At 67.7% G+C, this 13,043-nt stretch carries 8 protein-coding genes; all 8 read left to right on the top strand.

What is annotated here, in order from left to right:
* The first annotated feature begins 161 nt into the window (after positions 1-161).
* The 8 genes from WAS25_RS12780 (at position 162) to aspS (ending at position 13,030) form a co-directional block, all read left to right on the top strand.
* Complete coding sequence (locus WAS25_RS12780; protein WP_422312682.1) at positions 162-1,457, top strand: DEAD/DEAH box helicase; 1,296 nt, start codon at positions 162-164, stop codon at positions 1,455-1,457.
* A 67-nt stretch (positions 1,458-1,524) separates the two neighbouring features.
* Positions 1,525-2,007: a MarR family winged helix-turn-helix transcriptional regulator gene (locus tag WAS25_RS12775; protein ID WP_422312680.1), complete on the top strand. Its 483-nt coding sequence runs from the start codon at positions 1,525-1,527 to the stop codon at positions 2,005-2,007.
* A 46-nt stretch (positions 2,008-2,053) separates the two neighbouring features.
* Positions 2,054-2,977 (top strand): MBL fold metallo-hydrolase, encoded by a 924-nt coding sequence (locus WAS25_RS12770; protein WP_422312678.1) that lies wholly within the window; start codon positions 2,054-2,056, stop codon positions 2,975-2,977.
* A gap of 26 nt (positions 2,978-3,003) precedes the next feature.
* Positions 3,004-4,188 carry an MdtA/MuxA family multidrug efflux RND transporter periplasmic adaptor subunit gene (locus WAS25_RS12765; protein WP_422312676.1) on the top strand — a complete coding sequence of 395 codons (1,185 nt, stop codon included), beginning with the start codon at positions 3,004-3,006 and terminating at the stop codon, positions 4,186-4,188.
* A 4-nt stretch (positions 4,189-4,192) separates the two neighbouring features.
* A complete protein-coding gene (locus WAS25_RS12760; RefSeq protein WP_422312674.1) occupies positions 4,193-7,294 on the top strand; it encodes an MdtB/MuxB family multidrug efflux RND transporter permease subunit in 3,102 nt (1,033 codons plus the stop codon).
* Between the two features lie 88 nt (positions 7,295-7,382).
* Entirely contained in the window at positions 7,383-10,475 is a 3,093-nt protein-coding gene (locus tag WAS25_RS12755) for a multidrug efflux RND transporter permease subunit (protein WP_422312672.1), read from the top strand.
* Positions 10,476-10,482: 7 nt separating this feature from the next.
* Positions 10,483-10,998, top strand: coding sequence for a hypothetical protein (locus WAS25_RS12750; RefSeq protein ID WP_422312670.1), 516 nt, complete (start codon positions 10,483-10,485; stop codon positions 10,996-10,998).
* 61 nt (positions 10,999-11,059) lie between these two features.
* A complete protein-coding gene (aspS, locus tag WAS25_RS12745; protein WP_422312668.1) occupies positions 11,060-13,030 on the top strand; it encodes an aspartate--tRNA ligase in 1,971 nt (656 codons plus the stop codon).
* The last annotated feature ends 13 nt before the right edge of the window (positions 13,031-13,043 follow it).

Below are 13,043 nucleotides of genomic sequence, written 5' to 3'. Positions count from 1 at the left end.
CGATCCAGGGCCCTCGTCAAATCCTGACCGCCGTGGTAAGGTAAAGCCTTCGTGATCGCAGGCGACCCCCGGTCTCCGCCTCTTTTCAATCCGAATAACCCCACTTTTCGCCCTGACCGGGCCCCCGGAACTTCCGTGGGCGGGCCATCTCAGGAGCGACCATGTCCTTCGATACCCTCGGGCTGCTGCCCGAGCTTCTGCGCGCCGTACGCGAGCAGGGCTACGAACATCCCACCCCCATCCAGTCCCAGGCGATCCCCCTGGTGCTGGAGGGCCGCGACCTCATGGGTCGCGCGCAGACCGGCACCGGCAAGACCGCCGGTTTCACCCTGCCCTTGCTGCAGCGCTTGGCACCCCACGCCAGTTCCTCGGCCTCACCCGCGCGCCACCCCATCCGCGCCCTCATCCTCACGCCCACCCGCGAGCTGGCCATGCAGGTGGAGGAGAGCGTCCGCACCTATGGGAAGTACATTCCCCTGCGCTCCACCACCATCTTCGGCGGCGTGAACATCAACCCGCAGACCAAGGCGCTCCGCGCTGGCGTCGAGATCCTGGTGGCCACGCCGGGCCGTCTCCTGGACCACCAGGGCCAAGGCAACCTGAACTTCAGCCAGCTCGAAGTCCTGGTCCTGGATGAAGCGGACCGCATGCTCGACATGGGTTTCATCCGCGACATCCAGAAGATCATTGCGCTCCTGCCCAAGAGCCGGCAGACCCTCCTCTTCTCGGCCACCTTCACGGACGAGATCAAGCAGCTGGCGGCGCAGTTCCTGAAGAGCCCCGCCACGGTGCAGATCACGCCCCAGAACACCGCCGCCGAGCTGGTGCGCCAGGTCGTGCATCCCGTGGACCGGGAGCGCAAGCGCCACCTTCTGGCCCACCTGATCACCAGCCGCAAGCTGGAGCAGGTGCTGGTCTTCACCCGCACCAAGCATGGCGCCAACCGCCTCTCTGAACAGCTCGATAAGGACGGCATCAGCTCCATGGCCATCCACGGAAACAAGAGCCAGCCCCAGCGCATCAAGGCCCTGGAGGATTTCAAGAAGGGCGCCGTGCGCGTGCTCGTGGCCACGGACATCGCGGCCCGAGGCCTGGACATCGACATGCTTCCCCACGTGGTGAACTTCGAGCTGCCCCAGGTGCCCGAGGACTACATCCACCGCATCGGCCGCACGGGCCGGGCCGGAAGTGAAGGCGAAGCCCTCTCCCTGGTCTGCGTGGACGAGCACTCGCTCCTCCGGGACATCGAGAAGCTGCTGCGCAAGGAGCTGCCCAAGGACGTCATCACCGGCTACGCCCCGGACCCCAGCATTCCCGCCGAGCCCATCCAGACGGGTCGGCAGGGCGGTGGTGGCCGCGGCCGCGGACCGGCCCGCCCCGCCCGGAGTAGCTCAGCCCCCGCGCCTCGCGGTGAGCGAGGTCGCCATCCTTCCCGCCCCGGGGCCAGGGGGAAATAGGTCGGACCTCTATACCACTTGACGCGAGGCCTGGAAGACATCAGGATTCTTGCTTATGCAAGAACCCATGCCCGACACCCTGACCCAGGCCGGCCTCGGCACCCTCGCGGCCGCCGTGCGCCGACGGCTGAAGCATGTGGTAAGCGCCCGCCTCGTCCCCTATGACCTCACGATCCAACAGTTCTGGGTGATGCTGGTCCTGCTGGAGCAGGGGCCGTCCTCCCTCCACCCGCTGGCCCAGCAGGTGTGGATGGACGATCCCACGGCCAGCCGCGTGGTGAAGGGCATGGTCACCCGGGGCCTCCTTCGCACCCAGCCGGATCCCAGGCACGGCCGCCGCATTGTCATCAGCCTCACGCCCGAGGCCCAGCCCCTGGCCCAAGAGCTCCTGGGCTTGGCGGCTGACATCAAGGCCGGCCTGGTATCGGGGCTCGACCCGGACCAGCAGTCGTTGCTGCGCCAGGGCCTGCTCGCGATGATCAACAACCTGGATGGGATGCAAGCCGGGGTCCCCTCAGCCCCCTCCGGCGATGCCGCTGCCGCCTCTTGATCCGGTTCCCAGCCGTCCTTTCCCACTGCCCAGTTCCGGAGGTGCCATGCGTGTCCCAGTCGCCCTTGGCCTTCTGATGCTCCTGGCCGCACCGCTGGCCGCCCATGCCAGGCATCAGGCCGCCCCGGCGGTGGTCCCCAAGGTCCACAAGGTGGAGAAGCTCGCCGAGAACGTCTACTGCATCTTCGGCCAGGGCGGGAACATCGGCCTCATCGTCACCGCGAAGCACGCCGTCCTCATCGATGACCAGTTCGAGCGGCTGGTGCCCGGCCTGCTCGAGGCAGTGCGCACCGTCACAGACAAGCCCATCAAGTACCTCGTCAACACCCACGGCCACCCCGATCACGTGGGAGGCAATGTGGTGCTGGAGAAGCAGGTGTCGGCCATCATCGCGCATGCCAACGTCCGCAAGCGGATGGTGCTCTCCCAGGCAAAGCTCGAGCCAATCAAGCGCGGCGGCCTGCCGGAGCTGGCCCTGGGCTCCGAGGATGCCAAGGAGCGGGCCCGCCTGAACCTCCACCTGGATGACGCGGAGATTCACCTGCTGCACCTGGGACCAGGCCACACGGACGGCGACGTCATCGTGGGGATTCCCTCGGTGCTCGTCATGCACATGGGCGATCTCTTCTTCCTGGGCATGCTCCCCTACATCGATGTGGAGAGTGGCGGCAGCTTCGACGGCCTGGTGGCCCAGATCGCCTCGGTGGCCTCCTGGCTGCCTGAGGGCGCCCGCATCATCCCCGGCCACGGTCCCGTCTGCGGCCGGAAGGAGCTGCTCCGCTACCGCGACTTCCTCCAGTCCGTGCAGGCCCACGTCAAAGCCAACCCCGCCAAGGACCCTGCCGCGCTGGCCGCCTCCTTCGACGGGACCGCTTGGCCAGAGTGGAAACCCCGGGCGGACTTCGTCACCTGGGAGACCCTCTTCACCGTGGCCTCGGGCAAGGGCCCCGGCCGCGTCGCCCGTCCCTGAACCCCGCTCGACTGCCCGGACCTCCCATGAACACGCCTGAAGCCACTTCCACCGACCAGGCCGCCGACCGACCGGCCCTCCTGCGCGGCTGGCGCCCCTGGGCCATCGGTGGGGCCATCCTGCTGGGCGGCTGGTTCCTCTTCGGCCGCGGGGGCCAGAAGGATCCTGCCGCGAATGCGGCCGGCCGGCCCGTCCCCGTGGCCGTGGCGGTGGCCCGGAAGGGCGACATGGCAGTTCACCTCACGGGCCTCGGCACCGTCACGGCCATAAACAGCGTCACCGTGAAGAGCCGGGTGGACGGCCAGCTGCTCCGCATCGCCTTCACCGAAGGCCAGATGGTCCGCGAAGGCGACCTCCTGGCCGAGATCGATCCCCGGCCCTTCCAGGTTCAGCTCATGCAGGCGGAAGGCCAGTACGCCAAGGACCAGGCCGCCTTCCTGAACGCCAGCGCGGACCTGAGGCGCCTGCAGGGCCTCGTCCAGCAGGGCATCATCTCGCGGCAGCAGTTGGACACCCAGAACAGCGCCGTGGCCCAGTACGAAGCCGCCCTAAAATCGGATCAGGCCCAGGTAGAGAGCGCCAAGCTCAACCTCGTCTACAGCCGCATCACGGCGCCCATCGCGGGCCGAGTGGGTCTGCGGCTGGTGGATGCCGGCAACATGGTGCGCGCCTCGGACGCCAACGGCCTCGCCACCATCGCCCCCGTCCAGCCCATCAACGTGGTCTTCGCAGTGCCCGCCGACAGCATCCAGCAGGTGCTCAGGCAGAATGCCAAGGCCGGGAAGTTGCCCGTGGAAGCCTGGGACCGCGACCTGAAATCCCGCCTGGCCCTGGGATCGCTATCGGCCATCGACAACCAGGTGGACACGGCCACGGGCACCGTCCGCCTCAAGGCCCTCTTCGCCAACGAGGACCGCCTCCTCTTCCCCAACCAGTTCGTGAACGCCAGGCTCCTGGTGGACACGCTACGCGGCGTGGTCATCGTCCCCACGGCCGCCATCCAGCGCGGCCCCCAGGGAGCCTTTCTCTACGCCGTGAAACCGGACAGCACCGCGGACCTGCGCATCATCGAGGTGCAGGGCACCGATGGCGACGAGTCCGCCGTGGTCAAGGGGCTCTCTGGCGGCGAGACCATCGTCATCGACGGCCTCGAGAAGCTGCGCCCCGGCAGCAAGGTTGCCCTGCCCAAGGCGCCCGGCGCCAAGGGCTGATCCTTTGAATCCTTCAAAGCCCTTCATCCTCCGGCCCATCGCCACCTCGCTGCTGATGGTGGGGCTGCTACTGGTGGGCCTGCTGGCCTTCCGCCAGCTGCCGGTCTCCGCCCTGCCCCAGGTGGACTACCCCACTATCCAGGTGGTCACCTTCTACCCCGGCGCCAGCCCGGACGTCATGGCCTCGGCCATCACAGCGCCCCTGGAGCGCCAGTTCGGCCAACTACCGGGCCTGAACCGCATGTCCTCCACCAGCTCGGGCGGGAGCTCCGTCATCACCCTGCAGTTCGTGCTGGACCTGAACATCGATGTGGCGGAACAGCAGGTGCAGGCCGCGGTAAACGCCGCCGGCACCTACCTGCCCCGGGACCTCCCCAATCCGCCCATCTACAGCAAGATCAACCCAGCCGACTCGCCCATCCTCACCCTGGCGCTCACATCGAAGACCCTACCCCTCTCCAAGGTCCAGGATTTCGCCGATACCCGCCTGGCCCAGAAGATCTCGCAGCTGCCGGGCGTGGGGCTCGTCAGCATCAGCGGCGGCCAGAAGCCCGCCGTGCGCATCCAGGCCAATCCTGCGGCCCTGGCCGCCAAGGGCCTCACCCTGGGCGACATCCGCGTGGCTGTGGCCCAGAGCAACGTGAACCAGGCCAAGGGCAGCATTGACGGCCTGCGCCAGGCCTACGCCATCGGCGCCAATGACCAGCTGCTGTCTAGCGAGGATTACCGCCCCCTCGTGGTGGCCTACAAGAACGGCGCCCCCGTGATCCTCTCCGAGGTCGCCCTGGTGGCGGACGACGTGGAGAACGTCCGCCTGGCCGCCTGGAAGAACACCACACCCGCCGTCATCCTCAACATTCAGCGGCAGCCCGGCGCCAACATCATCGCCGTGGTGGATCGGGTGAAGGACCTGCTGCCCCAGCTCCGGACCTCGCTGCCGGCCGCCGTCGAGCTGACCATCCTCACGGACCGCACGGTCACCATTCGCGCCAGCGTCCATGACGTGGAGTTCGAGCTGATGCTCACCATCGCCCTGGTGGTGATGGTCATCTTCCTCTTCCTGCGGACCCTGGCCGCCACCATCATCCCCAGCGTGGCTGTGCCGCTATCCCTGGTAGGCACCTTCGGCGTGATGTACCTGCTGGGCTACAGCCTGAACAACCTCACGCTCATGGCGCTCACCATCTCCACGGGCTTCGTGGTGGACGACGCCATCGTGATGATCGAGAACATCATGCGCTACATCGAGGAAGGCGAGTCCCCCCTACAGGCGGCGCTGAAGGGCTCGGAGCAGATCGGCTTCACCATCCTGTCGCTCACGGTCTCCCTCATCGCCGTGCTCATCCCCCTGCTCTTCATGGGTGACATCGTGGGCCGCCTCTTCCGCGAGTTCGCCGTCACCCTCAGCGTCACCATCCTGGTCTCCGCCGTGGTCTCCCTGACGCTGACCCCCATGATGTGCGCCAAGCTGCTCAAGCACACGCCCCCCGAGGAACAGGGGCGGTTCTACCAGTCCTCGGAGCGCATCTTCCAGCGGATCATCGCCTTCTACGGACGGACCCTCACATGGGTGCTCCAGCACCAGACCGGCACCCTGATCGTGGCCGTGGCCACCCTGGCCTCCACGGTCTTGCTCTACATCGCCGTCCCCAAGGGTTTCTTCCCCGTGCAGGACACGGGCGTCATCCTCGGGATCTCCGAGGGGCCCCAGACGGTTTCCTTTCCGGCCATGGCCGAACGCCAGCAGGCCCTCGCCAGCGAGATCCTCCAGGACCCAGCCGTGGCGAGCCTCTCCTCCTTCATCGGCATCGACGGCACCAACACCACCCTCAACAGCGGCCGCATCCAGATCAACCTGAAGCCACTGGAGGAGCGCGGACTCAGCGCCAGCGAGGTCATCCACCGGCTCCAGCCCCGGCTGGCCAAAGTGGAGGGCATCCGGCTCTACCTCCAGCCCGTGCAGGACCTCACGGTGGAGGATCGCGTCAGCCGCACCCAGTACCAATACACGCTGGAGGACGCGGACGCGAAGGAGCTGGGCGAGTGGGTGCCCCGCTTCGTGGCGCGGCTCTCGACCCTGCCCGAGCTGCGGGACGTGGCCAGCGATCAGCAGAATGCGGGCCTCCAGGTGCGGGTCACCCTCGACCGCACCACGGCTTCCCGCCTGGGCATCACACCCCAGATGCTGGACGATGCCCTCTACGATGCCTTCGGCCAGCGCCAGATCTCCACCATGTTCACCCAGCTGAACCAGTACCGCGTGGTGCTGGAGGCCCGGCCCGGCCAGTACCAGCGCCCCGAGGACCTGCAGAACATCTTTGTGCGCTCAGCATCGGGAGGCTCCGTACCCCTCAGCGCCTTCACCCGCTTCGAGACCGTGACCGCACCCCTAGCCATCAACCATCAGGGCCAGTTCCCCACGGCCACCGTGTCCTTCAACCTCGCCCCCGGCGTCTCCCTGGGCGACGCGGTGAAGGCGGTCAACCAGGCCCGCCAGGAATTGGACCTGCCCCCCAGCATCAAGGCCGGCTTCCAGGGCACGGCCCAGGCCTTCGGGGCCTCGCTGACGAACACCCCCCTGCTCATCCTGGCCGCCGTGCTGACGGTCTACATCCTGCTGGGCGTGCTGTACGAAAGCTACATCCACCCCATCACGATCCTCTCCACCCTGCCTTCGGCGGGCGTGGGCGCCCTGCTCTCGCTCATGCTCTGCCGCACGGACTTCAGCGTCATCGCGCTCATCGGCATCATCCTGCTCATCGGCATCGTCGAGAAGAACGCCATCATGATGATCGACTTCGCGCTGGAGGCCGAACGTAAGGAAGGCCTGCCCCCGGAGGAGGCCATCTACCAGGCCTCCCTGCTGCGCTTCCGGCCCATCATCATGACCACCATGGCGGCCATGCTGGGCGGCGTGCCCCTGGCCCTGGGCAGCGGCGTGGGCGCCGAGCTGCGCCGGCCCCTCGGCATTGTGATCGTGGGCGGGCTCATCTTCAGCCAGGTGCTGACCCTCTACACGACGCCGGTGATCTACCTGGCGTTTGATCGCCTCGCACGCCGCATGCGCGGGGTGCGAAGGGCGTCGCCGGCGGCGCCGGAATCATGATCCAGTCACTCAATTCCCTCCTTTCGCGCTGCGCCTGCGCCTGCACAGCCCATCTCCGGGCGGCGCGCATGGAGTCTGGCGCACCCGAATGAGCATCAGTACTCCCTTCATCCGCCGACCGGTGGCCACCACGCTGCTGACGGTGGCGCTGGCCCTCCTGGGCGGCATCGCCTACCAGTTCCTGCCGGTGTCGCCCCTGCCCCAGGTGGAGTTCCCCACCATCCAGGTGCAGACGGGCCTGCCCGGGGCCAGCCCGGAGACCATGGCCTCCTCGGTGGCGACCCCGCTGGAACGTCAGTTCGGCCGCATCGCCGGCATTACCGAGATGACCTCGGCCTCCCGCCTGGGCAGCACGGAGATAACCCTCCAGTTCGACCTTGGGCGCAACATCGACGCCGCCGGACGCGACGTGCAGGCGGCCATCAACGCGGCCCGGGGCGACCTCCCCGCGAACCTGCCGAACAACCCCTCCTACCGGAAGGTGAATCCCGCCGATTCCCCCATCATGCTACTGGCCCTCACCTCGACCCTGATCCCCCGGGAGCAGATGTACGACGTGGCCTCCTCGGTGCTCCAGCAGAAGCTGTCCCAGATCCAGGGTGTGGGCCAGGTATTCGTCTGGGGCGGTGCCCTCCCCGCCGTGCGCGTGGATGTGAACCCCGCCCTGCTGAACGCCCAGGGGCTGGCCCTGGAAGACGTACGCCTGGCCATCGCAGCCGCCAACCTCAACCGGCCCAAGGGCGACCTCTCCAGCGGTGGGACCAGCTGGTCCATCACCACCACCGACCAGCTGATGAAGGCGGCGGACTACCAGGGTCTGATCCTCCGCTACCGGCAGGGCAGTGCCACCCGGCTGTCCGACGTGGCCGAGGTCACCGACTCGGTGGAGAACGTCCGCAACGCCGCCCTGTCCAACGGCGTCCCCGCCATCATCGTGCCGATCTTCCGCCAGCCGGACGCCAACATCATCGAGACCGTGGACCGGGTCCGCGCCATTCTCCCGCAGCTCCAGTCCTCGCTCCCACCCGCGATGGAGCTGAAGGTCCTCATCGACGCCACCCGCACCATCCGGGCCTCGGTGAAGGACGTGCAGCTGGCCATGGCCATCTCCATCGCCCTGGTGATCCTCGTCGTCTTCGTGTTCCTGCGCAGCGTGCGGTCTACCCTGATCCCCAGCGTGGCCGTGCCCATCTCCCTGATCGGGACCTTCGGGGCCATGTACCTCCTGGGCTACACCATCGACAACCTGTCCCTGATGGCCCTCACCGTGGCCACGGGTTTCGTGGTGGACGACGCCATCGTGGTGGTGGAGAACATCACCCGGCACCTCGAGAACGGCATGACCCCCATGGAGGCGGCCCTGCACGGGGCAAAGGAGATCGGCTTCACCGTGATCTCCATCAGCATCTCCCTGATCGCGGTCTTCATTCCCATCCTGCTCATGGGCGGCATCGTGGGGCGCCTCTTCCGGGAGTTTGCCGTCACCCTCTCAGTGGCCATCGTGATCTCGATGTTCGTCTCCCTCACGACTACGCCAATGATGTGTTCGCTGCTGCTCCGCCCCAAGTCGGAGGAGCGGCACGGCCGAGTCTTCCAGGCCAGCGAGCGGGCCTTCCTCTGGATCATGGGCCACTACGAGACCTCCCTGGCCTGGGTGCTGCGCCACCAGCGCTTCACGCTGGCCGTGGCCATCGGCACCGCGGTGGCCACCGTGGCTCTCTACATCGTCATCCCCAAGGGCTTCTTCCCCCAGCAGGACTCGGGGCGCATCACCGGCTCGATTCAGGCGGCCCAGGACATCTCCTTCGGGGGCATGGAAAAGCTGATGACCGAATACGTGGCCATCGTCCAGGCCGATCCCGCCATCGAAAACGTCACAGCCTTCGTGGGCGGGGGCAACACGGGGCGCATGTTCGCCTCCCTGAAGCCCAACAACCAGCGCAAAGACACGGCGGACCAGATCATCGCCCGTCTGCGCGGCCGCACCGCCCACATCGCCGGGGGCACCCTCTTCATGCAGCCGATCCAGGATCTGCGCCTCGGTGGGCGACCGTCCAGTGCCCAGTACCAATACACCCTCCAAGGAGACGACGCCAGGGAGCTGTTCGAGTGGGCGCCGAAGGTGCTCCAGAAGCTCCGCACCGTCCCCCAGGTGACGGATGTGAACTCCGACCTGCAGAACAAGGGCCTGGAGGCCTCCCTGGTCATCGACCGCGCCACGGCCTCCCGCTTGGGCGTCACTCCCCAGGCTCTCGACAGCACCCTCTACGACGCCTTCGGCCAGCGCTTCGTCTCTACCATCTACACGGCCCTGAACCAGTACCACGTGGTCATGGAGGTGGATACCCCCTTCCTGCGCACGCCCGACGGCCTGCGCCACACCTACGTGCGCTCGACCTCGGGCAAGCTGGTGCCCCTCAGCGCCTTCACCCGGGTGGAAAGGCGCAACACCGCCCTGTCCGTGAACCACCAGGGCCAGCTGCCCTCCGTGACCCTCTCGTTCAACTTGCCCGTGGGCGTGGCCCTGGGCGACGCCGTCGCCGCCATTGACAAGGCCCAGGAGGAGATCCACCTGCCGGGGACCCTGCGGGGCAGCTACATGGGCACCGCCCAGGCGTTCAAGGCCTCCCTCGCCAACCAGCCCCTCCTGGTGGTGGCCGCGCTGCTGGTGGTCTACATCGTGCTGGGGATGCTCTACGAGAGCCTCATCCACCCGCTGACGATCCTGTCCACCCTGCCCTCCGCCGGCGTTGGCGCCCTGCTGGCGCTGCTGGCCGTTCGCACGGAGCTGAGCGTCATAGCCTTCATCGGCATCATCCTGCTCATCGGCATCGTGAAGAAGAACGCCATCCTCATGATCGATTTCGCCATTGAGGTCGAGCGCCGCGAAGGCCTCACTCCTGAGAAGGCCATCTTCCAGGCCTGCCTACTGCGCTTCCGCCCTATCACTATGACCACCCTGGCCGCCATGCTGGGCGGGCTGCCTCTGGCCATCGGCATGGGCACCGGCTCCGAGCTGAGGCAGCCCCTGGGCATCGCCATCGTGGGCGGGCTGCTGTTCAGCCAGCTGCTGACCCTCTACACCACGCCCGTCGTCTACCTCTACATGGACCGGGCCCAGCTGCGGTGGGCGCGGTTCCGGGCCTCCCGACGCGTCCTGGATCTCCTCTCCGAGGAGTGAGGCCACCATGGCACCGAGCGACTTGACCAGGGAGGTGCTCCGGCCGCCTCGCCGCCGGGGGTCGCTGCTCCTGAAGGTGGGGCTTGGAATCCTGGCCCTCCCCTTCGCGCTGCTGCTGTTCCTATCGGGCCAGTCGAAGGCGGTCGAGGCCCGGGCCTGGTCCGTGATCTGTAAGATCGCCCTGCGGCTACAGACCGACGAGGAGACTCGGCGGCTCTACCGGGCCAATCCCGCCCTGGCCGGGGCCTACCGCGACGAGGCGGCCTTCCTCGAACACGTGCAGGCCCACCGTGCCCAGTTCGCCAGCTTACCGGACCTGCCGCCAAGGGCCGACCGATACGAATGCGTCGCCGGGCCCAACGGATTCCGGGCTTCCCTGCAGGGTTCCGGCGGCACTTGGGCCACGTTCGAGGTGAGGCAGGACGTCCTTCTCGAGAAAGTGCCCGGGGAGGGCCTCCTCCGCCTGGAGTTCACCCCCACCAGGAGGGTCCGGAAACGGGACCCCGCTCGCCGGGGCCCCTGACGCCAGCCTCACCAGTCCCGCCGCTTGAGCCTGGGGGCCCTGGATGCGATCCTGGAAGGCTATGAAACTCGATCGGCTCGGCGACTTCCAACGCACCCACCGCAACGGCGACCTGCGCCTCGACCACGCGGGCCAGACCGTGCGCCTGCTCGGTTGGTGCCGCCGGGTGCGCAACCTCGGCTCGCTGGTGTTCCTGGATCTGCGGGATCGCTGGGGCCTGGTGCAGCTGGTGGCCAATGAGGAGACCGCCGATCCCGAGCTGCTGGCCAAGCTCAAGGCCGTGCGCAGTGAGTTCGTGCTGGCGGCCGAAGGCGTGGTGGCCGAGCGCGAGAGCAAGAACCCCAACATGGCCACGGGTGAGGTTGAGATCCGCCTCACGGGGCTGCGCATCCTCAACACCGCCGCGACCCTGCCCTTCCCCCTGGAGGACGAGGGCGTGGGCGAGGACCTGCGCCTCACCTACCGCTTCCTGGACCTGCGCCGGGAGCAGCTGCAGCGCAACATGATCCTCCGCAGCGAAACCTCCAACCTCATCCGCAACTATTTCCGGAAAAACGACTTCGTCGAGTTCGAGACGCCCATCCTCGGCAAGTCCACACCCGAAGGCGCCCGGGACTACCTGGTGCCCAGCCGTGTGCACGCGGGCGAGTTCTTCGCCCTGCCCCAGAGCCCCCAGCTCTACAAGCAGATGCTCCAGGTCTCGGGCTTCGAGCGCTACGTGCAGATCTGCCGCTGCTTCCGGGACGAGGACCTGCGCGCCGACCGCCAGCCCGAGTTCACCCAGGTGGACGTGGAGATGAGCTTCGTGCGGCAGGAGGACATCCAGGCGCTCATCGAGGGCCTGATGGTGGAGCTCTGCCCCCTGGTGGGCCAGCAGGCCGTGGCCCCCTTCCCGCGTCTGACCTACCGGGATGCCATGGAGTGGTACGGCTCCGACAAGCCCGACCTCCGCTGCAAGCTCAAGATCCAGGACCTGACGGGCCTCTTCGCCGGCAGCGAGTTCAACCTCTTCCGCGCCGCCGCCGACTCCCAGGGTCAGCGCCGGGTGCGCGGCCTGTTCCTGCCCGGCGAGGCCGCCGGGGCCACCAGCCGCAAACAGCTCGACGAACTGCAGGAGACCGCCAAGCAGCTCGGCGCCGGCGGCCTCCCTTACACTAAGTGGGGCAAGGACGGCCTGGCCTCCAGCTTCAAGAAGTTCATCAGTCCTGAGCTGGAAGCGTCGCTCAAGGCGGCCTTGGGCGTGAGTGGCGAGGGCCTGGCCATCTTCGCGGTGGGCACCGATGACCAGACCTCCCGGGTGCTGGGCGACCTTCGCCTGCGGTTGGCCAGGGCCCTCGGCCTCACGGATCAGTCCGCCTTCGAGTTCCTGTGGGTGGTGGACTTCCCCCTCCTCCAGTGGGACGAGGATGACCAGCGCTTCGTGGCCTGCCACCACCCCTTCACCAGCCCCCATCCGGACGACCTCGACCTGCTTCAGTCCAACCCCGGCGCCTGCCGGGCCGTGGCCTACGACCTGGTGCTCAATGGCTACGAGCTTGGCGGCGGCAGCATCCGCATCCACGACGCCGAGACCCAGAGCCTCATGTTCCGGACCATCGGCATCAGCGAAGCGGAGGCCCGGGCGAAGTTCGGCTACCTCCTGGATGCCCTGGCCTTCGGCGCGCCGCCCCACGGCGGCCTGGCCCTGGGCCTGGACCGCCTCGTGATGCTGCTGGCGGGCGAGGACAACATCCGCGAGGTCATCGCCTTCCCCAAGACCGCCCAGGCCCGCTGCCTCATGACCGATGCCCCCAGCCCCGTGGACGAGAGGCAGCTGCGCGACCTGCACCTGCTGCAGGACACGAAGCAGACCTACCGGGTGGGTGCCGTGTTCTTCGAGAGCGCCGAAGGCGGCAATGCCGAGCTGCGGGGACAGGCGCTGCAGCAGATCAGCCAGATGACCCCCCGCCAGACCCAGGGCCTCGTCACCCTCGACGGCCAGGGCCAGATCCTGGATGCCCAGACCCTGAGCGGACCCACCTTCGAGTTCTGATCCCCAATTGCCG

Origin of the sequence: Geothrix sp., assembly GCF_049292215.1 — a bacterium.
In the GTDB taxonomy this organism is placed as follows: Bacteria; Acidobacteriota; Holophagae; order Holophagales; family Holophagaceae; genus Geothrix.
This window is presented reverse-complemented; position numbering and strand designations above follow the sequence as displayed.

Bases quoted from the DNA above. Each gene is read 5' to 3' on its own strand.
- WAS25_RS12780 (WP_422312682.1), top strand. From the start codon at position 162: ATGTCCTTCGATACCCTCGGGCTGCTGCCCGAGCTTCTGCGCGCCGTA.
- WAS25_RS12775 (WP_422312680.1), top strand. From the start codon at position 1,525: ATGCCCGACACCCTGACCCAGGCCGGCCTCGGCACCCTCGCGGCCGCC.
- WAS25_RS12770 (WP_422312678.1), top strand. From the start codon at position 2,054: ATGCGTGTCCCAGTCGCCCTTGGCCTTCTGATGCTCCTGGCCGCACCG.
- WAS25_RS12765 (WP_422312676.1), top strand. From the start codon at position 3,004: ATGAACACGCCTGAAGCCACTTCCACCGACCAGGCCGCCGACCGACCG.
- WAS25_RS12755 (WP_422312672.1), top strand. From the start codon at position 7,383: ATGAGCATCAGTACTCCCTTCATCCGCCGACCGGTGGCCACCACGCTG.
- WAS25_RS12750 (WP_422312670.1), top strand. From the start codon at position 10,483: ATGGCACCGAGCGACTTGACCAGGGAGGTGCTCCGGCCGCCTCGCCGC.
- aspS (WP_422312668.1), top strand. From the start codon at position 11,060: ATGAAACTCGATCGGCTCGGCGACTTCCAACGCACCCACCGCAACGGC.